The 20,442-nt window shown below is 65.2% G+C and carries 20 protein-coding genes; 15 read left to right on the top strand and 5 right to left on the bottom strand.

What is annotated here, in order from left to right; genetic code table 11:
* Positions 1 to 34: 34 nt before the first annotated feature.
* The 11 genes from leuC (at position 35) to accD (ending at position 12,324) form a co-directional block, all read left to right on the top strand.
* Complete coding sequence (gene leuC, locus WKW80_RS02365; protein ID WP_340361908.1) at positions 35 to 1,453, top strand: 3-isopropylmalate dehydratase large subunit; 1,419 nt, start codon at positions 35 to 37, stop codon at positions 1,451 to 1,453.
* A gap of 14 nt (positions 1,454 to 1,467) precedes the next feature.
* Positions 1,468 to 1,779: a hypothetical protein gene (locus WKW80_RS02360; protein ID WP_340361907.1), complete on the top strand. Its 312-nt coding sequence runs from the start codon at positions 1,468 to 1,470 to the stop codon at positions 1,777 to 1,779.
* Positions 1,780 to 1,823: 44 nt separating this feature from the next.
* Positions 1,824 to 2,474, top strand: coding sequence for a 3-isopropylmalate dehydratase small subunit (leuD, locus tag WKW80_RS02355; RefSeq protein ID WP_340361906.1), 651 nt, complete (start codon positions 1,824 to 1,826; stop codon positions 2,472 to 2,474).
* A gap of 56 nt (positions 2,475 to 2,530) precedes the next feature.
* Positions 2,531 to 3,619 (top strand): 3-isopropylmalate dehydrogenase, encoded by a 1,089-nt coding sequence (leuB, locus tag WKW80_RS02350; RefSeq protein ID WP_340361905.1) that lies wholly within the window; start codon positions 2,531 to 2,533, stop codon positions 3,617 to 3,619.
* Between the two features lie 90 nt (positions 3,620 to 3,709).
* Positions 3,710 to 4,879: an aspartate-semialdehyde dehydrogenase gene (gene asd / locus WKW80_RS02345; protein WP_340361904.1), complete on the top strand. Its 1,170-nt coding sequence runs from the start codon at positions 3,710 to 3,712 to the stop codon at positions 4,877 to 4,879.
* Positions 4,880 to 5,026: 147 nt separating this feature from the next.
* The gene (locus WKW80_RS02340; protein ID WP_340361903.1) at positions 5,027 to 7,675 is read left to right on the top strand and encodes a motility hub landmark protein FimV; all 2,649 of its coding nucleotides are present in this window, start codon (positions 5,027 to 5,029) and stop codon (positions 7,673 to 7,675) included.
* A gap of 28 nt (positions 7,676 to 7,703) precedes the next feature.
* Positions 7,704 to 8,516, top strand: a complete 813-nt coding sequence (gene truA / locus WKW80_RS02335; RefSeq protein ID WP_340361902.1) for a tRNA pseudouridine(38-40) synthase TruA — start codon at positions 7,704 to 7,706, stop codon at positions 8,514 to 8,516.
* Positions 8,513 to 9,181 carry a phosphoribosylanthranilate isomerase gene (locus WKW80_RS02330; protein ID WP_340361901.1) on the top strand — a complete coding sequence of 223 codons (669 nt, stop codon included), beginning with the start codon at positions 8,513 to 8,515 and terminating at the stop codon, positions 9,179 to 9,181. The genes truA and WKW80_RS02330 overlap by 4 nt, the downstream gene beginning before the upstream one ends.
* A gap of 48 nt (positions 9,182 to 9,229) precedes the next feature.
* Positions 9,230 to 10,513 (top strand): tryptophan synthase subunit beta, encoded by a 1,284-nt coding sequence (gene trpB / locus WKW80_RS02325; protein WP_422822841.1) that lies wholly within the window; start codon positions 9,230 to 9,232, stop codon positions 10,511 to 10,513.
* The gene (gene trpA / locus WKW80_RS02320) at positions 10,510 to 11,355 is read left to right on the top strand and encodes a tryptophan synthase subunit alpha (protein WP_340361899.1); all 846 of its coding nucleotides are present in this window, start codon (positions 10,510 to 10,512) and stop codon (positions 11,353 to 11,355) included. Before trpB ends, trpA begins: the two co-directional genes overlap by 4 nt.
* Before the next feature lie 96 nt (positions 11,356 to 11,451).
* The gene (accD, locus tag WKW80_RS02315) at positions 11,452 to 12,324 is read left to right on the top strand and encodes an acetyl-CoA carboxylase, carboxyltransferase subunit beta (protein WP_340361898.1); all 873 of its coding nucleotides are present in this window, start codon (positions 11,452 to 11,454) and stop codon (positions 12,322 to 12,324) included.
* 149 nt (positions 12,325 to 12,473) lie between these two features.
* Here accD and WKW80_RS02310 read toward each other — a convergent pair whose 3' ends face one another.
* The gene (locus tag WKW80_RS02310) at positions 12,474 to 13,028 is read right to left on the bottom strand and encodes a YggT family protein (RefSeq protein WP_340362197.1); all 555 of its coding nucleotides are present in this window, start codon (positions 13,026 to 13,028) and stop codon (positions 12,474 to 12,476) included.
* Between the two features lie 129 nt (positions 13,029 to 13,157).
* On the opposite strand from WKW80_RS02310, the gene WKW80_RS02305 reads away from it, so the two are divergent.
* From WKW80_RS02305 to WKW80_RS02290, 4 genes are all read left to right on the top strand, one after another.
* Positions 13,158 to 13,790: an LON peptidase substrate-binding domain-containing protein gene (locus tag WKW80_RS02305; RefSeq protein ID WP_340361897.1), complete on the top strand. Its 633-nt coding sequence runs from the start codon at positions 13,158 to 13,160 to the stop codon at positions 13,788 to 13,790.
* A 145-nt stretch (positions 13,791 to 13,935) separates the two neighbouring features.
* Positions 13,936 to 15,495 (top strand): lysine--tRNA ligase, encoded by a 1,560-nt coding sequence (lysS, locus tag WKW80_RS02300; protein ID WP_340361896.1) that lies wholly within the window; start codon positions 13,936 to 13,938, stop codon positions 15,493 to 15,495.
* On the top strand, positions 15,492 to 16,772 hold the full coding sequence (locus WKW80_RS02295; RefSeq protein ID WP_340361895.1) for an Hsp70 family protein: 1,281 nt from the start codon (positions 15,492 to 15,494) through the stop codon (positions 16,770 to 16,772). The genes lysS and WKW80_RS02295 overlap by 4 nt, the downstream gene beginning before the upstream one ends.
* Positions 16,773 to 17,297, top strand: a complete 525-nt coding sequence (locus tag WKW80_RS02290; protein WP_340361894.1) for a YgjP-like metallopeptidase domain-containing protein — start codon at positions 16,773 to 16,775, stop codon at positions 17,295 to 17,297. It begins immediately after the preceding gene.
* Positions 17,298 to 17,397: 100 nt separating this feature from the next.
* Here WKW80_RS02290 and nagZ read toward each other — a convergent pair whose 3' ends face one another.
* Genes nagZ through recO form a run of 4 tightly spaced genes read right to left on the bottom strand, consistent with a single transcriptional unit; the run spans position 17,398 to position 20,435 of the window.
* A complete protein-coding gene (gene nagZ / locus WKW80_RS02285) occupies positions 17,398 to 18,468 on the bottom strand; it encodes a beta-N-acetylhexosaminidase (protein WP_340361893.1) in 1,071 nt (356 codons plus the stop codon).
* Positions 18,465 to 18,857, bottom strand: a complete 393-nt coding sequence (acpS, locus tag WKW80_RS02280) for a holo-ACP synthase (protein ID WP_340361892.1) — start codon at positions 18,855 to 18,857, stop codon at positions 18,465 to 18,467. Before acpS ends, nagZ begins: the two co-directional genes overlap by 4 nt.
* Before the next feature lie 31 nt (positions 18,858 to 18,888).
* Positions 18,889 to 19,656 (bottom strand): pyridoxine 5'-phosphate synthase, encoded by a 768-nt coding sequence (locus WKW80_RS02275; protein ID WP_340361891.1) that lies wholly within the window; start codon positions 19,654 to 19,656, stop codon positions 18,889 to 18,891.
* A complete protein-coding gene (gene recO / locus WKW80_RS02270) occupies positions 19,656 to 20,435 on the bottom strand; it encodes a DNA repair protein RecO (RefSeq protein ID WP_340361890.1) in 780 nt (259 codons plus the stop codon). Before recO ends, WKW80_RS02275 begins: the two co-directional genes overlap by 1 nt.
* Between the last annotated feature and the right edge of the window lie 7 nt (positions 20,436 to 20,442).

The raw sequence follows: 20,442 nt of genomic DNA, 5'->3' as shown, positions 1-20,442 counted from the left end.
CAAGACAATCACATCCCCACGAAAGAAGGCCCAAATGGCACGCACGCTCTACGACAAGATCTGGGACGAACACGTCGTCCACACCGAGGAAGACGGCACCGCGATCCTCTACATCGACCGCCACCTGGTGCATGAAGTCACCAGCCCGCAAGCCTTCGAAGGCCTGCGCGAGGCCGGGCGCAAGCTGTGGCGCATCAGCTCGGTCGTGGCCACGGCCGACCACAACACGCCCACCACCGGCTGGGAGCGCGGCTACGACGGCATCACCGACCCGACCAGCAAGGAACAGGTCACCACGCTCGACCACAACATCGCCGAATTCGGCGCGGCCGCGTTCTTCCCGTTCCTGAGCAAGCGCCAGGGCATCGTGCACGTGATCGGCCCCGAGTCGGGCGCGACGCTGCCGGGCATGACGGTGGTCTGCGGCGACTCGCACACATCGACGCATGGCGCATTCGGTGCGCTCGCGCACGGCATCGGCACGAGCGAAGTCGAGCATGTGATGGCCACGCAATCGCTGCTTGCCAAGAAGGCAAAGAACCTGCTCGTGAAGGTCGAGGGAAAACTCCCGCTGGGCTGCACCGCCAAGGACATCGTGCTCGCGATCATCGGCAAGATCGGCACCGCCGGCGGCACCGGCTACACGATCGAATTCGCAGGTTCGGCCATCCGCGACCTGACCATGGAAGGCCGCATGACGGTCTGCAACATGGCCATCGAAGCCGGCGCGCGTGCGGGCCTCGTGGCGGTCGACGAGAAGACCATCAGCTACGTCAAGGGCCGCCCCCTCGCACCCACCGGCGTGGAGTGGGACCAGGCCGTCGCGTACTGGAAGACGCTGCACTCCGACCCCGGCGCGCACTTCGACCTCGTGGTCGAACTCGACGCGGCAAAGATTCCGCCGCAAGTCACGTGGGGCACCTCGCCCGAAATGGTCATCGAGATCACCGGCCGCGTGCCCGATCCCGACAAGGAAAAGGATGCCAACAAGCGCGGCGCCATGGAACGCGCGCTGACCTACATGGGCCTGGAGCCCAACAAGCCGATGAACGACATCTTCGTCGACAAGGTGTTCATCGGCTCCTGCACCAACAGCCGCATCGAGGACATGCGCGAAGCCGCTGCCGTCGTGAAGAAGCTCGGCCAGAAGGTCGCCCGGAACGTCAAGCTCGCGATGGTGGTGCCTGGCTCCGGTCTCGTGAAGGAGCAGGCCGAGCGCGAAGGCCTCGACCAGATCTTCAAGGCCGCCGGCTTCGAATGGCGCGAACCGGGCTGCTCGATGTGTCTCGCGATGAACGCCGACCGCCTCGAGCCCGGCGAACGTTGTGCATCGACCAGCAACCGCAACTTCGAGGGCCGCCAGGGCGCCGGTGGCCGAACGCATCTCGTGAGTCCCGCGATGGCCGCCGCGGCGGCGGTGCGCGGCCACTTCGTGGACGTCAGAAACCTATGAGGCGCCTGTCCACCATGTCGTCAACCAGTTCCAACAAGGCGCCGGCCCAAGGTGGGGCCGTAAGCTCGAAGCGTGAACTTCTCGGTTTGACCTGCGGCTTCTTTGCAGTTTTTGCAGGGCTTGGTGCAACGTTTTTTTTCGGTTGGGCGCTATTCGGTAGTTGGATCTCACCCCTCTATCTTTGGCCGGTCGTACTGCCCATTGCGCTGGCGGCGTTGCTCCTTGTTTGCGGTCTCATCGGTGACAGGCTTCGTTCCTTCAGTTCGGTGTTTGCAGGTGCTGGCGCGGGCCTGATTGTCTTGGCTCTATTCTTCACGTTAGTTTGATGCACCCCACGCGGGGCACTACTTTGAACACTGGGTAAAAACTCATGAAAGCATTCACAATTCACAAAGGCCTCGTGGCCCCGATGGACCGCGAGAACGTCGACACCGACGCGATCATTCCCAAACAATTCCTCAAGTCGATCAAGAAGACAGGCTTCGGACCCAATCTGTTCGACGCCTGGCGTTACCTGGACACGGGTGAACCTGGACAAGACCCGGCCAGCCGCAAACCAAACCCGGACTTCGTGCTGAACCAGCCACGCTATGCCGGCGCGTCGGTCCTGCTGGCACGCCAGAACTTCGGTTGCGGCTCCTCGCGCGAACATGCGCCGTGGGCACTCGACCAGTACGGCTTCCGCGTCATCATCGCGCCCAGCTATGCCGACATCTTCTTCAACAACAGCTTCAAGAGCGGCCTGCTGCCTATCGTGCTGCCTGAAGCGCAAGTCGCGCAATTGTTCGACGAAGTGTTCGCCTTCCCCGGCTACCAGCTCACCATCGACCTCGAGCGGCAAGTCGTGATCAAGCCCGACGGCGTCGAGTTGCCGTTCGACGTGCAGGCGTTCCGCAAGTCCTGCCTCATCAACGGGCTCGACGACATCGGACTCACGCTGCGCCACAAGGACAAGATCGAGGCTTTCGAAAAGGAACGCCTTGCCACCAAGCCCTGGCTGGCGCACACGATGGTGAGCTGAGCTCCGACCTCAGCAGGACTGCTCTACATCAAAACAATCAACAACCTCTGACTCTCATGAAAATCGCAGTTCTTCCCGGTGACGGCATCGGCACCGAAATCGTTGCGGAAGCGGTACGCGTGCTCGGTGTCCTCGACCTGAAGCTCGAGATGGAAACCGCCCTCGTTGGCGGTGCAGCCTACGAAGCGCACGGCCATCCGCTGCCCGAGTCGACGCTCAAGCTCGCGAAGGAATCCGACGCCGTGCTGTTCGGCGCCGTCGGCGACTGGAAATACGACAAGCTCGATCGCCCGCTGCGCCCTGAACAGGCCATCCTCGGCCTGCGCAAGAACCTCGGCCTGTTCGCCAATTTCCGTCCTGCGATCTGCTATGAGCAACTGGTCGGCGCGTCGAGCCTCAAGCCCGAGCTGATCTCCGGCCTGGACATCCTCATCATCCGCGAGCTGACCGGCGACATCTACTTCGGCGCGCCGCGCGGCCGCCGCACCGCCGTCGACGGCCACTTCCCCGGCGCCGATGAAGCCTTCGACACGATGCGCTACTCGCGCCCGGAGGTCGAGCGCATCGCGCACGTCGCGTTCCAGGCCGCGCGCAAGCGCAGCAAGCGCGTGACCAGCGTCGACAAGGCCAACGTGCTCGAGACCTTCCAGTTCTGGAAAGACATCGTCACCGAGGTCGGCAAGGAATATCCGGACGTCGAACTCGACCACATGTACGTCGACAACGCGGCCATGCAGCTCGTGAAGGCGCCGAAGAAGTTCGACGTGGTGGTCACCGGCAACATGTTCGGCGACATCCTGTCGGACGAGGCCGCCATGCTCACTGGTTCGATCGGAATGTTGCCGTCGGCCTCGCTGAATTCGAGCAACCAGGGCCTGTACGAGCCAAGCCACGGCAGCGCGCCCGACATTGCAGGCAAGGGGGTTGCAAATCCTTTGGCTACAATCCTGTCTGCTGCCATGATGCTCCGCTTCTCCCTCAACCAACCCGAAGCTGCCGCTCGTATCGAGTCGGCGGTCCAGCAGGTGCTGGCCTCCGGCCTGCGCACCGGCGACATCTGGTCGGAAGGCACGAAGCGCGTCGGCACCCGCGAAATGGGTGACGCGGTCGTCGCAGCGATCACCAAAAAGACGATTACCGGCTAACCGCAGCCCGCTTCGTCACGCCCACCCGGCTCGACGAGCCGGGCGCAAAGAGAAACAACTTTTCTTTTTTTGACAAGGGCATTCAATCAAATGGCGTACGCATCTCAACCCCTGGTCGGCCTGGTAGGCTGGCGCGGCATGGTCGGCTCGGTCCTCATGGATCGCATGCAGGCCGAAGGCGACTTCGGCCTCATCGAGCCGCTGTTCTTCTCGACCTCCAACGCGGGCGGCAAGGCCCCGTCGATGGCGAAGAACGAAACCATGTTGAAGGATGCGTACGACATCGACGCGCTGAAGAAGTGCGACATCGTCATCACCGCCCAGGGCGGCGACTACACGACCGAGGTTTTCCCCAAGCTGCGCGCTGCCGGCTGGAACGGCCACTGGATCGACGCCGCCTCGACGCTGCGCATGAAGGATGACGCGATCATCATTCTCGATCCGGTCAACCTGCCGGTCATCCAGAACGCACTGTCCAAGGGCGGCAAGAACTGGATCGGCGGCAACTGCACGGTGAGCTGCATGCTGATGGGCGTGGGCGCGCTCTACAAGGCCGGCCTGGTCGAGTGGATGACCAGCATGACCTACCAGGCCGCGTCCGGCGGTGGCGCACAGCACATGCGCGAGTTGCTGACGCAATTCGGAACGCTCAACTCGGAAGTCAAGGCACTGCTGGACGATCCGAAGTCCGCCATCCTCGAGATCGACCGCAAGGTGCTGCACAAGCAGCAGAACCTGTCGGCCGCGGAGACGGCCAATTTCGGCGCGCCACTGGGCGGCTCGCTGATCCCCTGGATCGACAAGGACCTCGGCATCGGCAAGGCGCAGGACGATGCCGAATGGGGCATGTCCAAGGAAGAATGGAAGGGCGGCGCCGAAACCAACAAGATCCTCGGCCAGGGCCCGGGCTTCGGCACCGCGGCGACGCCGGTCGATGGCTTCTGCGTGCGCGTCGGCGCGATGCGCTGCCACAGCCAGGCGCTGACCTTCAAGCTCAAGAAGAACGTGCCCCTGGCCGATATCGAGGCGCTGGTCGCCGCCGACAATGCCTGGGTCAAGGTCGTGCCCAACACGCGTGAAGACACTGTCAAGGACCTGACGCCCGTCACCGTCACCGGTACCATGAATATCCCTGTCGGCCGCATCCGCAAAATGGCGATGGGGCCGGAATACGTCGGAGCCTTCACAATCGGCGACCAACTCCTGTGGGGCGCTGCTGAGCCATTGCGTCGTATGCTGCGCATCCTGCTTGACGCTTGAACCAGAAGCCCTCCGTTGTAAAACAGCCACGGGTTTCTACCATTGAAGTTGGCGCGCACTGGTCTGATCTAAGCTGCTGCCTTGTCACTGGGGGGTGATGGTGTTAACGTTCCCTTACACTTCCGGGCCATCGTGCCCCCTATGAGCATGACAAGACCTCTGCTGCATGTGAAACCGAATCCGGTCATCCTGCCCATCTCGACGTCGTCGGGCAGCGGTCAGCTCTCGCTGCTGAGTGCGGCGATCGCGCTCGCTCTGGGAGTCGTTAGCATGGATGCCAGCGCGCTGGCGCTGGGCCGGCTCAACGTGCAGTCGACACTCGGCGAGCCGCTGCGCGCCGAGATCGACGTCACCGAGATCAGCGCTGCGGAAGCCGATAGCCTGAGGCTCAATATTGCGTCGCCCGGAGCCTTCCAGGCGGCGGGCGTCGGATACAACTCCGCCCTGGCCGACGTTCGCATGGTCCTGCAACGGCGTGCCGATGGTCGTTACTTCATCCGCCTGAACGGCAACCGCTCGCTCAACGATCCCTTCATCGATCTGCTGCTGGAGGCCAATTGGGGCGGAGGTCGTGTCGTACGCGACTACACCGTGCTGCTCGACCCGCCGCGCAGCCGCCAGGCCGCTGCAGTGGCACCGGTCAACCCGGTCAGCCCGGTCGGACCCCAGATCCAGAGCGCGCCACCGACACGCGCGGCCCTTGCTCCTGTTCCCGCTCCCGCGGCGCCGCCCGTGGCGCAGGTAGCCCCTCGCCCGCGCCCCGCGCCCGCCGCCGCGCCCGCCGCCGCGCCCGCCGCGGCGCCCGAACGCGCCGTGCGGGCCGGCACTGGCGATGGCCAGCAAGTCGCGGTTCGTCCCGGCGACACCGCCAGCAAGATCGCCGGCGCCTACAAGCCGGCCGACGTGTCGCTCGACCAGATGCTTGTGGCGATGCTGCGAAACAACCCGGATGCCTTCCTCGGCGCCAACGTGAACCGGATGAAGGCCGGTGCCATCATCACCGTGCCGAGCGCCGCGCAGGCCGCCGCGACACCGCCCGAGGAGGCCCGCCAGACGGTGACCGCGCAAAGCCGCGATTTCAACGACTACCGCCAGCGCCTGGCCGGGAACGCGCCGACCTCCCGGGTGGGGCTCGCCGATCGCCGGGCCGGCGGCAAGGTCCAGACCAATGTCGAGGACCGCAATGCCGGCGTTGCCACGCCCGACAGGCTCACCGTGTCGCCTGGCACATCGGCCAAGGCCGCCGACGAAAAGCTGGCGGCGGAACGCCAAGCCAAGGACACCAGTTCGCGCGTAGCCGAACTGTCGAAAAACATCTCCGAGTTGAACAAGTTGCAGAGCGCGACGAGTTCATCCGCGCCGTCCGCCGCAACGCCTGCAACGCCCGCTGCCGTGCCATCAGGCGCCGCGCCGACCGCTGCCGCGCCCGCTCCGGCGCCAGCGCCCGGCGTGACGGTGCCTGTCACCGCACCGCCAGCAGTGCCCCCAACGGCTGAAACCACTCCGCCCGCGCCGCCTGCCGCAGCCCCTGCGTCGCCTGCCGTCGCCAAGCCACCAGCCGCCACGCCCGTGAAGGTCCCGGCGCCGGCCGAACGCGGCTTCTTCGCGGAGTTGATGGACAACCCGTTGATGCTGGGTGCCGCGGGGTTGATCGCGCTGCTCATCGGCTTCCTGCTCTATCGCGTGCTCGGCCGCAAGCGCCAGGACGCCGGCGACAGCGTATTCCTGGAAAGCCGCATTCCGAAGGATTCGTTCTTCGGCGCCAGCGGTGGCGAATCGGTCGACACCAAGAACCGCGGCGCGACGGCATCGTCGCTCTCGTACTCGCCGAGCCAACTCGATGCAGGCGACGTGGACCCAGTGGCCGAAGCCGATGTCTACCTTGCCTATGGCCGCGACCTGCAAGCCGAGGAAATTCTGCGCGAGGCCCTGCGTGCCACGCCCGAACGCACCGCCATCCACCTGAAGCTTCTCGAAATCCATGCCAAGCGCCGCGACCTCCGCGCCTATGAAGCCATGGCCGCCGATGTACACAAGCTGACCGGCGGCACCGGCACCGAATGGAACCGCGTGGTCGAAATGGGTCGCGAACTGGACCCGGGCAATCCGCTGTACCAATCCGGCGTGCGCCAGCAGGCAGCGACTGCGACGCCCCTCGCCGGCGCCGACGATCCGGTCACCATGCCGCTCGATTTGCCGACAAAGCGAATCGCGCGCGAGCCGGTTGCATCGCCACCGGCCTTCGTGCCGTCGGTTGCCCCGCTGGACTTCGATTTCGACCTGAATGCTCCAACCATCAAGGCACCAGCGCCCGCCCCGGTGCCGGCGCCGCCGAGCGCCAGCCTGCCGCCGGCCCGGCCGCCGATCGCGGACCCCGACGACTACGAGCGCACCGTACGCGCCCCGCTCGACGACGGCAACCAGAACATCACGGACTTTGTCAACGACTTCGACACGGCGCCCGCGGCACTGGAATCGCACCGTCGCGCCTCGCGCCTCGATGAGGAGCGCACCCAGCCGGCCACGCTGCGCGCGGGCTTGCCTGGCGACACTGGCTTCGTCGAATTCGACATGAGTTCGATGACCGGCCGCGCGCCCCTCGAAACCGGCCCCGGCCGCCTCGAAGGGCACGACGACCCGCATGAGAGCCCGCACGCCATCAAGCTGTCGCTGGCGCGTGAACTGCAAGCCATCGGCGATGCCGAAGGCGCCCGCTCGCTGGTCGAGGAAGTGGCGAACGAAGCCACCGGCGACCTCAAGGCCGAAGCCAGGCAGTTGCTGACGCAACTCGCCTGATCAGGGCCATGCCCTTGACCGTTGCACTGTGAGGCTGGCCCTCGGCATTCGCTACAACGGTCAGGGCTATCAAGGCTGGCAGAGCCAGCGCTCGGGCCTCACGGTACAAGACAAGCTGGAGAAGGCCCTCGCGGCCTTTGCCCAGCAACGCATCGGTACCCTTTGCGCGGGTCGCACCGATGCCGGTGTGCATGGCATCCTGCAAGTCATCCACTTCGACACCGACATCGAGCGCACGCCCAATTCGTGGGTGCGCGGCACCAACCGCTTCTTGCCGGACGACATCGCCGTGCAATGGGCCGTTCCAGTGCCCGACGAATTCCATTGCCGAGCCAATGCGCTTGCGCGGCGCTACATCTATCTGCTGTCCCAATCGCCGGTGCGGCCCAGCCTGGAAGCGGGCCGCGTGGGCTGGTCGATGAGAACGCTCGATGGCGATGCGATGCGCGCCGCCGCCAAGCAACTGGTTGGCGAGCACGACTTCAGTTCGTTTCGCGCCTCGGCCTGCCAGGCGAAATCGCCGGTCAAGAACCTGCGGCGCATCGAGATCACGCGAATCGGCACAGGCGAGCGCTGCCGGTGGCAATTCGAGTTCGAGGCGGATGCGTTCCTGCACCACATGATCCGCAACATCATGGGTTGCCTGGTGCGCGTCGGCCACGGAGACGAGCGCCCCGAATGGATCGGTGAGGTGCTGGCGGCGCGCAGCCGTGGGGTCGCTGCACCGACGTTCTCTCCCGATGGCCTCTATTTTCTCGGCCCGTTGTACGACGCCAGGTGGGGCCTGCCGGCCGAGGCCACGATGCAGAGTGATCGCCCTGCCTATGATGGCTGGGCATGACCATCACTCGAATCAAGATTTGCGGACTCACCCGCGAGCAGGACGTCGACGCCGCAGTCGAAGCCGGTGCCAACGCCATCGGTTTCGTGCTCTATCCGAAAAGCCCACGCGCCGTGACGGCCGAGCGGGCTGCGCAACTCGCATCCCGGTTGCCACCCTTCGTGACACCCGTGCTGTTGTTCGTCAATGAGGACGCCGCAACCACCATCGCTTCGCTCGCTCTCGTGCCCGGCGCCATGGCCCAGTTCCACGGCGATGAAACGCCCGCCCGATGCGACGCCGGTGCAGGCAATGGCCGCTTTCGCTACCTGCGTGCCGCCCGCATCCCGATCGGCCCGGCCGGCGCCCGGTTCGACCTCGTAAAATACGCGGCAGATTTCTCCAACGCCCAGGCCATCCTGCTCGACGCCCATGTCGAGGGCTTTGGCGGAGGCGGCAAGGCATTCGATTGGTCACACCTTCCACACGTCGCAAACGCTCACCTCGTCTTGTCTGGTGGGTTGTCGCCTGCCAACGTCGGCGATGGCATCCGTGCGCTGCGGCCGCGTTGCAAGACGCTGGCCGTTGACGTGAGTTCCGGCGTGGAAGCCTCCAAGGGCATCAAGGACGCCGGCAAGATCCGCGAATTCATCGCCGCAGTGCGTGCGGCCGATTCCTCCACCTGACATCGCACCCATGTAATCCGCGTGGGCTGCGGCCAACGAATGGAAACCATGGACACGACCACCTACCAGCAACCCGACGCCAGCGGCCACTTCGGCCCCTACGGCGGCACCTTCGCGAGCGAAACGCTCACCCATGCGATCAACGAACTGCGCGACGCCTATGCGCGCTTCAAGGACGATCCGGCCTTCCTCGCCGAATTCCACTACGAACTGAAGCACTTCGTCGGCCGGCCCTCGCCGGTGTACCACGCGGCACGCACCAGCAAGGAAATGGGCGGCGCGCAGATCTACCTGAAGCGCGAAGACCTCAACCACACAGGCGCCCACAAGATCAACAACGTGATCGGCCAGGCGATGCTGGCCAAGCGCATGGGCAAGCCGCGGGTGATCGCCGAGACCGGCGCCGGCCAGCACGGCGTGGCAACCGCGACCATCTGCGCGCGCTACGGCCTCGAATGCGTGGTCTACATGGGCAGCCAGGACGTGAAGCGCCAGAGCCCCAACGTCTACCGCATGAACCTGCTGGGCGCCACCGTCGTGCCGGTGGAGTCGGGCAGCAAGACGCTGAAGGACGCGCTCAACGAAGCGATGCGCGACTGGGTCACCAACGTCGAAAACACCTTCTACATCATCGGTACCGTCGCCGGACCTCACCCTTACCCGACCATGGTGCGCGACTTCCAGAGCGTGATCGGCACCGAGTGCATCGACCAGATGCCGGCCATGCTGGCGGCGCAAGGCATGACCGGCGAGGCCGAGGGCAAGCAGCCCGACGTGGTCGTGGCTTGCGTCGGCGGCGGCAGCAACGCGATGGGCATCTTCTATCCGTACATCCCGTTCAAGAACACGCGTCTCATCGGCGTCGAAGCCGCTGGCGAAGGACTGGACAGCGGCAAGCATTCGGCATCGATCCTGCGCGGCAGTTCGGGCGTGCTGCATGGCAACCGCACCTACCTGCTTCAAAACGAGGACGGCCAGATCACCGAGACCCACAGCATCAGCGCCGGCCTGGACTACCCCGGCGTGGGCCCGGAGCACGCGTACCTTGCCGACGTCGGCCGTGCCGAATACGTCGGCATCACCGACGAAGAGGCGCTGCACGCCTTCCACTACCTGTGCCGCACCGAAGGCATCATCCCGGCGCTCGAATCGAGCCATGCGATGGCCTATGCCATGAAGCTTGCCAAGACCATGCGACCTGATCAATCCATCCTCGTCAATCTCTCGGGCCGGGGGGACAAGGACATCGGTACCGTGGCCGACCTGTCCGGCGTCGATTTCTATGACCGCCCATCGATGCGCGGCCTGCAAGTGAAGGGAGGCAAGGCATGAGCCGGATTGCTGCAACCTTCGAGGCCCTGAAGAAAGACGGCCGTCGCGCGCTGATTCCTTATGTGACGGCCGGTTTCCCCTTTTCCGACATCACGCCCGAGTTGATGCACGGCATGGTCAAGGCCGGCGCGGACGTCATCGAACTCGGCGTTCCGTTCTCTGATCCGATGGCCGACGGCCCGGTCATACAGAAAGCGGGCGAAGCGGCGCTGGCGCTCGGAATCGGCATGAAGCAGGTGCTGGCGATCGTCGCCGACTTCCGCAAGTCCGACACCCGCACGCCGGTCGTACTGATGGGCTACGCGAACCCGGTCGAGCGCTACGACGGCATCCATGGCAAGGGCGCCTTCGTGCGCGATGCTTCGGCTGCGGGCGTCGACGGCGTGCTGATCGTCGACTACCCGCCCGAGGAATGCGAAGACTTCGCCGCCGCATTGCGCGCCGCGAACATCGACCTGATCTTCCTGCTGGCCCCCACCAGCACCGACGAGCGCATGGCGCAGGTGGCGCGACTGGCGAGTGGCTACGTCTATTACGTGTCGCTCAAGGGCGTGACCGGCGCGGGGCACCTGGACACCGATGCGGTCGGCCAGATGATTCCGCGCATCCGCACCCATGTGAGCATTCCGGTCGGCGTGGGCTTTGGCATTCGCGATGCGCACACGGCGCAAGCGGTCGGTTCGGCGGCAGATGCCGTCGTGATCGGCACCAAAATCATCCAGTTGATCGAAGAACAGCCACGAGAGAAGGTGGTGCCGGTGGTCGGCGAATTCCTGGCGGGTATCCGCCAGGCGCTGGATGCGTTGCCTGCGGCTGCCGCAAAGAACGCGGCTAGTCGATAATCAGGGCAATTGCCCTCCCCCGACCCTCCCCCGCACACGGGAGAGGGCGTTACCGGCACGAAGGGCCGCCCTTCGTGAAACCTCAGGATTGCCCTCATGAGCTGGCTTGAAAAACTGCTTCCATCCAAGATCGTCCAAACCGACCCGAGCGAGCGTCGCCAGGTGCCCGAGGGCTTGTGGATCAAATGCCCGAGCTGCGAGACGGTGCTCTACAAGACTGACCTCGAGCACAACCAGAACGTCTGCCCGAGTTGCAGCCATCACCATCGCATCGGCGCCCGTGCCCGGCTCGATGCCTTTCTGGACGCGGAAGGCCGCTACGAGATCGGCCAGGAAGTGCTGCCGGTCGACGCGCTCAAGTTCAAGGACAGCCGCAAGTACCCCGAGCGCCTGAAAGAAGCGCTTGAGAACACCGGCGAAACCGATTCACTGATCGTGATGGGCGGATCGGTGCACTCGATCAGCGTGGTGGTTGCCTGCTTCGAGTTCGAATTCATGGGCGGCAGCATGGGCAGCGTGGTGGGCGAGCGCTTCGTGCGTGGCGTCGAAACCGCGATCGAGCAGAAGGTGCCCTTCATCTGCTTCACGGCCACCGGCGGCGCGCGCATGCAGGAAGGCCTGTTGTCGTTGATGCAGATGGCCAAGACGAATGCCGCGCTCACGCGTCTGGCCAAGAAAGGATTGCCCTACATCAGCGTGCTGACCGACCCGACCATGGGCGGCGTCTCGGCTGGCTTCGCTTTCGTGGGCGATGTGGTGATTGCCGAGCCCAAGGCGCTGATCGGCTTTGCCGGCCCGCGCGTCATTGAATCGACCGTGCGGGTGACCTTGCCCGAAGGCTTCCAGCGCGCCGAGTTCCTGCAGACCAAGGGTGCGATCGACTTCATCAGCGACCGCCGCGAACTGCGCAAGACGATTGCCAACACACTCGCCATGCTGCTGCGCCAGCCCGCCGACGCAGTCAGTTAGCAGTCGCCTTCAGGCGGTTCCGCGCACTTCGTGCGCTTCGAACGCTCCTCCACCCTCCCGGCGGTGGAAGCCGACGCCAGCGGCCGAGTTGGCGCCGGCCAATCGCCCCAGTTCGCCCCAGTTCGCCCCGGTTCGCCCTCTTGCCGCCGTCACCCTAGGTGACTTGCCCAATTCCTGGCGTCGACGAGCACGAAAGCGACCACTTGCAGCAGCACGACAGCGATGAGCGGCGTCAGGTCGACGCCACCGATCAGCGGAACAAAGCGGCGAATCGGGCGCACTAGCGGCTTGGACAGCCGGGCGATCAGGTCTTGCAGCATGGAGGAAGCCCCGGGCACCCAGGACAGCACGGCGTAGACGACCAGCAAGGCCATCAATCCCGACACGCCCAGTCGCAACAAATCGATCAGCGCGACCAGCGGCAGCGTCGACATGCGGCTCAACTGCCCCAGCAACAACAGCAGCCAGCACTTCACCAGCACCAGGAGCCACGCCGCCACCGCGCTGGACAGATCCCAGCGGCGGAACGCGGGCACGACACGCCGCAGTGGCACCACGATCCAGTCGGATACCGCGAACACGAAGCGCCCCAGCGGATTGCCGAATGGAACGCGTTGGTATTGCATGTAGAGCCGCAGCAGGCATGCGCCGCCGAGCAATCCGACGATCACTTCCAGAAGATATGAGCAAATGTCGTTGAGCATGGGCGCAATCAAAAAACGATTTGCGATGATAGCCACGCCCCATCCCGGTAAACGCGCCAAATTGCCGCGGCAATCTGCTAGGGTCATCGAAGCGACGCTTCCATCGTCGCGCTGGAGTCGCTATTGCCCATGCCTTCGCCGCTTCCGCTCTTTCCGCTCGGCACCGTGCTGTTCCCCGGCGGCTTCATGCCGTTGCGAATCTTCGAAGTGCGCTACCTCGACCTCATCAACAAGTGCTTCAAGAGCGGCGCACCATTCGGCGTGGTGAGCCTCACGCGTGGCACCGAGGTGCTCAGGGCCGGTGCGGAGACTGAGCGCTTTGCGGCCGTTGGCACGCTCGCCACCATCCGCTCGTTTGAATCGCTGCAGGCCGGCCTGCTGCAGATCGAGTGCGTGGGCACCCAGCGCTTTCGCATTCACAGGAGCGCGCAGCAGCAATACGGCCTGTGGACGGCGGAGGTCGAGTCCATCGACGACGATGTCGCGCTGGCCATTCCCGATGACCTACGTCACGCGGCCACTGCGCTGAAGCGCTTGATCGACACGCTCGAGGAACGGCGCAGCATGCAGGCCATGGACGACATGAGATTGCCGATCTACGCGCCCTATCGCTTCGACGATTGCGGCTGGGTCGCCAACCGATGGTGCGAGTTCCTGCCGATCCAGACCGAAGCCCGGCAACGATTGATGGAACTGGACAGCCCGCTGATGCGCCTCGAACTGGTCAGCGATCTGCTCGGACGCAGTGGCATTGCTGGATAGTTTGCTATATTTTTGATAGCTACCGATGCTGGATTGACGGGCACTGCAGCCCGAATTCGGCCAAACCCATGGGCTAAAATGCCCGCCTTGCGCATCGCGACCTTCATTCGCCTTCCGCGCCTCCCTCATCTGTTTCGCAGCATCCATGTCTGATCACCTGACGCCTCTTGTTCCCACGCCCGCACCCGTCGCAGCCCAGCCTGCCGTCGAGGACAACCAGCTCATTGCGGAGCGCCGCGAGAAACTCAAGTCGCTGCGTGCAGCGCAAGCCGAGGGCAAGGGAGTTGCGTTTCCAAACGACTTCAAGCCAAGTCATCGTGCTGTCGCGCTACTCGCCGCGCACGGTGAAACCGCCGCCGAAGCACTCGACTTACAGGCCGTTTCGGTCAGCGTCGCCGGCCGCATGATGCTCAAGCGCGTGATGGGCAAGGCCAGCTTTGCCACGGTGCAGGACGCGACAGGCCGCATCCAGCTTTACGTGACGCGCGACGCGATCGGCGAAGAAACCTATGCGGAGTTCAAGCGCTGGGATCTGGGCGACATCGTCGGCGCCGAAGGCACGCTGATGAAGACCAGGACCGGCGAGCTGTCCGTCAAGGTGACCAGGCTGCGCCTGCTCACCAAGAGCCTGCGCCCGCTGCCCGACAAGTTCCACGGCATGGCCGACCAGGAGCAGAAGTATCGCCAGCGCTATGTCGACCTAATCACCGATGAACACGCCCGTGCACGCTTTGCCGCGCGCAGCCGCGCTGTCAGCGCATTGCGCGAGTTCATGGTCGCCAACGACTTCCTGGAAGTCGAGACGCCGATGCTCCACCCCATTCCCGGCGGCGCGAATGCCAAGCCCTTCAAGACGCACCACAACGCGCTCGATCAGGAAATGTTCCTGCGCATCGCGCCCGAGCTGTACCTGAAGCGCCTGATCGTCGGTGGCTTCGAGCGCGTGTTCGAAATCAACCGGAGCTACCGCAACGAGGGCATCTCGGTGCGGCACAACCCCGAGTTCACGATGATGGAGTTCTATGCGGCCTACTGGAACTACCAGGACCTGATGGACTTCACCGAGATGATCATCCGCACGATCGCGAAGAAGACGGTCGGCAGCGAGCAGCTCACGTATCAAGGCAAGCCGGTCGATCTCAGCCAGCCGTTCGAGCGCCTGACGATCCGCGAAGCCATCCTCAAGCACACCGACGCGGGTGCGAATGTCGACGACACGGCCTGGCTCATCAACGCACTTCGCAGGATCGGCCTGAGCGAAGGGAAGGACAAGCTTTTGCAACGCAGCCTGGCCAGCTTGCAGGTGATGTACTTCGAGGAGACCGTCGAAGAGAAGCTCTGGCAGCCGACCTTCATCATGGAACACCCCACCGAGATCTCGCCGCTGGCCCGCGCCAACGACGACCGGCCGGAAGTCACCGAGCGTTTCGAGCTCTACATCACCGGTCGCGAATTCGGCAACGGCTTCAGCGAGTTGAACGATGCCGAGGACCAGGCCGCGCGCTTCAACGCGCAAGTCGCGGCCAAGGATTCAGGCGACGACGAAGCGATGTTCTACGACCATGACTTCGTGCGCGCGCTCGAGTACGGGATGCCGCCCACCGGCGGCTGCGGCATCGGCATCGACCGATTCATGATGCTGCTGACCGACTCGCCAAGCATCCGCGACGTGATCCTGTTCCCGGCCTTGCGCCGCGAAGCATGACCCGCGCCAAGGCCGCCGGCACTGCGGCCGCGGCGATCGGCATCGACTTCGGCACGTCCAACTCGGCCATCGCTTCGGCGGTGGCGGAGGGGCCGGCGCGCCTGCTGCCGCTCGAAGGCAGCGCCACCGCCATGCCGACCGCGCTCTTCTTCAACGCCGAAGACCGCAGCACGCACTTCGGCCGGGAAGCCGTGGCGCTGTACCTCGCCGGCACCGAAGGCCGGCTGATGCGTTCGCTCAAGAGCCTGCTCGGCAGCGCTTTGATGCAGGAGCAGACGGCCGTGTACGACGGCATGCTGAGCTTCGAGGACATCATCGCGCGCTACCTGCAAGAACTCGCCACGCGCGCCGAACGCGAGTTGGGCCATCGGCCGGAGCGGGCCGTGATTGGCCGGCCGGTGCACTTCGTCGATGACGACACCAAGCGCGACCAGCGCGCAGAAGACAGCCTGCGCCACGCCGCTCGCGTTGCGGGCTTTCGCGAGGTGAGTTTTCAACTGGAACCGATCGCCGCCGCGTTCGACTACGAGCAGCGCGTCACGCGCGAATCGCTGATCCTCATCGCCGACATCGGCGGTGGCACCTCCGACTTCACCATCGTGCGCGTCGGCCCCGACCGCATCGCGCGCAACGATCGCAGCGACGACGTGCTCGCCACCAGCGGCGTGCACATCGGGGGCACCGACTTCGACCAGCGCCTGAACCTCGAGCGCGTGATGCCCCTGCTGGGCTTTCGCCATCTCGGCCCGCAAGGCCGCGAAGTGCCGAGCACGGTGTTCTTCGAACTCTCGACCTGGCACCTGATCCATTGGCAGCAAACGCCCAAGGCCATCCGCCAGACTCAACTCCTGCGCAGCAACTACAGCGACACGCGGCTGCACGACAGGCTCATGCGCGTTCTCAAGCAGGCCGACGGCCATCGCATTGCCAACGCCGTCGAGCAGGCCAAGATCGAAGCCTCGGTGTCCGACGCCGAAGTCCTCATCGAACTCGACAGCGCCGAGCCCGGCCTGACGACCACGCTGACGCCACTCGACATGGCGCTGCAACTCGCGGCGCAACTCGAATCCGTGGTTGCGTGCGCACATGCCTGCGTGCACCGCGCCGGCCTGCGCAGCGGTGACCTCGACGCGATCTACCTGACCGGCGGCTCATCTGCGCTGCGCCCGTTCCAGCAGGCATTGCGCCACGGCTTCGTCGGCGTGCCGGTGGTCGAAGGCGACCTGTTCGGCGGCGTCGCTGCCGGCCTCGCCTACGCGGCGCGCGGCAAGGCGTAGATGAAATACCTGGCCGGTTATCCGCCCGCGCTGCTCGCGCAGGTGAAGCAGCAACTGCAATCGGAAAGCGGTCTCGCCGGCATGCTGCGCGGGCGCTACCCGTCTGCGCACGACATTCGCACCGATCGCTCGCTCTACGACTACGCGAATGGGCTCAAGTCCGAATTCATGCGCAACGCGGAGCCGCTGTCGAAGGTGGCTTTCGACAGCAAACTGCACGTCATCCGCAACGCCCTCGGCACCCACACGACGGTGCAGCGGGTGCAGGGTAGCAAGCTGAAGACCAAGCGCGAGATCCGCGTGGCGAGCCTGTTCAAGGAGGTGCCGGAGGAATGGCTGCGCATGATCGTCGTGCACGAACTCGCGCACATGAAGCAGCGGGACCACGACAAGGCCTTCTACGCCCTGTGCACGCACATGGAACCGGCCTATCACCAGTTCGAATTCGACCTGCGCCTGTACCTCACGCACCTCGATGCGGGCGGCAAGCGCCTTTGGTCGACTGAAGGTTTGTGCGCGCCGTAGCCGGCCTGCCGTTCACGCCACTCAGGCAGGGAGAAATCACCTGCATGGCTTGACGTTTGGCGCTTCGCTTGCAAGGCCGGGCGCCAAGGTGATCGCCGGGTCAGACTTGCAACAATGCGCAAGCGTGCCGGTAGCTTTCGGAGGCGATCAACTCGGCCCACGCCGGCGCAGGCGTTCGGGGCAGCAGCGCGCGGCGGCGTTGTTCGCTGCGCACAGCCGGGGTCCAGCGTCCGTCGGCGCGTGCCTTGGCCATCTCGGACAGCAATTCGTCGAGCGGCGCGCCCTCGCCCACGCTCTGGTTGCAAAGCAACGCCAGGTCGCAACCCGCACCGAGCGCGACCAATGCGGCATCGCCATAGCTCAACAGCTTGCCGTCGATGCGGCGCGCAGCCTCCATGCTCAGGTCGTCGCTGAACACGGCGCCGTCGAAGCCCAGCTGGCCGCGCAGGACATCGCCCAGCCATTTGCTGGAGAAGCCTGCCGGCCGCGCATCGACCTTCGGATAGATCACATGGGCCGGCATCACCGCGAGGAGCGTGTTGGACAGCCAGTCGTAGGGCCGCGCGTCGTCGGCGAGGATTGCCTTCAGGCTGCGCCGGTCCACCGGCACGGCGACGTGCGAGTCGGCCTTGACGAAGCCATGCCCCGGAAAGTGCTTGCCGCAGTTGGCCATGCCGGCTTGCAGCAGCCCATGCGTCAGGCTTTTGGCCAGCAGCGACGCCACCCGGGGGTCACGGTGGAAACTGCGATCGCCAATGACGCTGCTCTCGCCATGGTCGAGGTCGAGCACCGGTGTGAAGCTGAAATCCACGCCGCAAGCGCGCAGTTCCGACGCCAGCACCAAACCGCAGGCGGTGGCGGCGCGCGTGGCGGCCATCGGGTCGTGCATCCAGTGTTCGCCCAGCGTGCGCATCGACGGCAGCCGCGTGAAGCCATCCGTGCGAAAGCGCTGCACGCGGCCACCTTCGTGATCGACGCAAATCAGCATGTCGGTCCGGATCTTCCGGATTTCGGCGTTGAGCGCGGTGAGTTGCGCGCGGCTCTCCCAGTTGCGCGCGAAGTGGATGATGCCGCCGACGAGCGGATCGGCCAGGCGGCGGCGGTCGGCCGCAGTGAGTTCGGTGCCTGCGACGTCGATGATCAGCGGGGCGTGTGTCGTTTCGGTACTCATGCTTTTTCAACGACGACGAAACTCGCCGCGTAGTCGGTTTCGTCGGTCACGGTGACGTGGGCCGTCAAGCCCTGCGCCTCGAACCATTCCTTCAGGCCACCATGCAGCACGATGACCGGCTTGCCACTGCGCAGGTTGGCGATCTCGCAGAGGCGCCAGGCCATCGGCATGCGCATGCCCATCCCAACCGCCTTGCTGAACGCTTCCTTGGCCGAGAAGCGCGTGGCCAGATAGCGCACGCCGCGTCGGGGCCAGCGCGCGCTGCGGGCTTTCCAGGTGGCGAATTCAGCGTCGCTCAGCACCTTTTGCGCAAAGCGTTCACCCTGGCGTTCGAGCGTGGCCGCAATCCGGCGCACGTCGCAGATGTCCGTCCCGATCCCGTAGATCATCAGAGCCCGGCCCCCAGCATTCGGGCAGCGCTCATCCGGCGTCGGCAATGCATTGCAGGTAGGACTTGGTCGTCGCTTCGTAGCCCAGCTCCAGCGCATCGGAGACAAAGGCGTGGCCGATCGACACCTCGAGCACACCGGGCACGGCGCGCAGGAATTCGGCGAGGTTGTCCCGGCTGAGGTCGTGGCCGGCGTTGACTTCAAGACCTGCGGCCTGGGCGGCTCGCGCGGTCTCGGCGTAGAGCGCCAGCACGGCACCGGCGCGCGACGTGCCGCGCGAGGCAGCATAGCCTTCGGTGTAGAGCTCGACCCGGTCCGCGCCCACGGCCTTGGCCGCGGCCATCATCTCGGGCTCGGGGTCCATGAACAGGCTCACCCGCACCCCCAGTGCGCGCGCCTCGGCGATCAGCGGGCGCAGCCGCGCCGCATCGTCCGGAAAGGACCAGCCGTGGTCACTGGTCGACTGCGTTTCGCTGTCCGGCACGAAGGTCGCCTGGTGCGGGCGCAGTTCGCGCACGAAGTCCATCAGGTTGTGGAAGGGATTGCCTTCGATGTTGAACTCGACGCCAGGCCATTCCCGCGCGATCAGCGCAGACAGCTGGTGCACGTCTTCGGTGCGGATATGGCGCGCGTCGGGCCGTGGATGCACGGTGATGCCGTGGGCGCCGGCATCAAGGCAGGTCGCCGCGGCGAACAGCACGCTCGGGATGCCCAGTGCGCGTGTATTGCGCACCAGCGCCACCTTGTTGAGATTGACCGAGAGCGAAGTCGCGGTTCGGTTCTTGGAGGAATTGGCCATCAAAGTCCTTGCAGATCCCGGATCATCTGCCGGGTACGCAGTGTCGTCACGCCGCAATGGTAGTTGAGCAGGCTGCGCAATTGGGTGCGCAACGCAGCGCCCAGGCCGGGCTCCATGCCCGCCACGTGGTGCACCGTGGCGGAGAACGGCGCGCGATCGTCGAGCGTCTGCTGCAGCGCCAGCCATTCGGCACCGCGCAGCGCAGCCAACTCGCCAGGCCCGGCCTCGCGCAAACCGGCTTCGGGCACGAGGCTGTAGCGCGCATCGGGGTCGAGCGGCGCCAGCGTCGAAGTCTGGACCTCCAGCGACGGCAGCAGGCCGATCTCGCGCAACAGCAGCAATTCGAAGGCACGCAGCGCGGACGACTGCGTGGCCGCCTGGGCATCGCCATGGTTCGTGGCAAGCACCTGCACCACGGCCGCATAGGCGTCGAACAGCGCTTCGTGCGCGTCATCGCGCGCCAGCAACCGCATCATCAGCTCGTTGACGTAGTAGCCCGACAGCAATGACTCGCCGGTCGGCATGACGTGTCCACCCATCCACTCCGCGCCCTTGAGCGTGCGGATTTCGGCGTCCCCGCTGTAGTTGAGTTGCAGCGGCTGCAGCGGCAGCAGCACCGGCCGGAAATTCGAACTCGGCCGCTTGGCTCCCTTCGCGACCAATGCAATGCGCCCATGGTGCCGCGTGAAAACTTCCAGGATCAGGCTCGACTCGCTCCAGTCGTAGCGATGCAGCACATAGGCCGGCTCGTGGGCGACGCGATGTGTGGCCGCTCTCACAGCCCTC

The sequence above is a fragment of the Variovorax humicola genome, from assembly GCF_037889915.1.
Classification (GTDB): Bacteria; Pseudomonadota; Gammaproteobacteria; order Burkholderiales; family Burkholderiaceae_C; genus Variovorax; species Variovorax humicola.
This window is presented reverse-complemented; position numbering and strand designations above follow the sequence as displayed.

Bases quoted from the DNA above. Each gene is read 5' to 3' on its own strand.
- leuC (WP_340361908.1), top strand. From the start codon at position 35: ATGGCACGCACGCTCTACGACAAGATCTGGGACGAACACGTCGTCCAC.
- WKW80_RS02360 (WP_340361907.1), top strand. From the start codon at position 1,468: ATGTCGTCAACCAGTTCCAACAAGGCGCCGGCCCAAGGTGGGGCCGTA.
- leuD (WP_340361906.1), top strand. From the start codon at position 1,824: ATGAAAGCATTCACAATTCACAAAGGCCTCGTGGCCCCGATGGACCGC.
- leuB (WP_340361905.1), top strand. From the start codon at position 2,531: ATGAAAATCGCAGTTCTTCCCGGTGACGGCATCGGCACCGAAATCGTT.
- asd (WP_340361904.1), top strand. From the start codon at position 3,710: ATGGCGTACGCATCTCAACCCCTGGTCGGCCTGGTAGGCTGGCGCGGC.
- WKW80_RS02340 (WP_340361903.1), top strand. From the start codon at position 5,027: ATGACAAGACCTCTGCTGCATGTGAAACCGAATCCGGTCATCCTGCCC.
- WKW80_RS02330 (WP_340361901.1), top strand. From the start codon at position 8,513: ATGACCATCACTCGAATCAAGATTTGCGGACTCACCCGCGAGCAGGAC.
- trpB (WP_422822841.1), top strand. From the start codon at position 9,230: ATGGACACGACCACCTACCAGCAACCCGACGCCAGCGGCCACTTCGGC.
- trpA (WP_340361899.1), top strand. From the start codon at position 10,510: ATGAGCCGGATTGCTGCAACCTTCGAGGCCCTGAAGAAAGACGGCCGT.
- accD (WP_340361898.1), top strand. From the start codon at position 11,452: ATGAGCTGGCTTGAAAAACTGCTTCCATCCAAGATCGTCCAAACCGAC.
- WKW80_RS02310 (WP_340362197.1), bottom strand. From the start codon at position 13,028: ATGCTCAACGACATTTGCTCATATCTTCTGGAAGTGATCGTCGGATTG.
- WKW80_RS02305 (WP_340361897.1), top strand. From the start codon at position 13,158: ATGCCTTCGCCGCTTCCGCTCTTTCCGCTCGGCACCGTGCTGTTCCCC.
- lysS (WP_340361896.1), top strand. From the start codon at position 13,936: ATGTCTGATCACCTGACGCCTCTTGTTCCCACGCCCGCACCCGTCGCA.
- WKW80_RS02295 (WP_340361895.1), top strand. From the start codon at position 15,492: ATGACCCGCGCCAAGGCCGCCGGCACTGCGGCCGCGGCGATCGGCATC.
- WKW80_RS02290 (WP_340361894.1), top strand. From the start codon at position 16,773: ATGAAATACCTGGCCGGTTATCCGCCCGCGCTGCTCGCGCAGGTGAAG.
- nagZ (WP_340361893.1), bottom strand. From the start codon at position 18,468: ATGAGTACCGAAACGACACACGCCCCGCTGATCATCGACGTCGCAGGC.
- acpS (WP_340361892.1), bottom strand. From the start codon at position 18,857: ATGATCTACGGGATCGGGACGGACATCTGCGACGTGCGCCGGATTGCG.
- WKW80_RS02275 (WP_340361891.1), bottom strand. From the start codon at position 19,656: ATGGCCAATTCCTCCAAGAACCGAACCGCGACTTCGCTCTCGGTCAAT.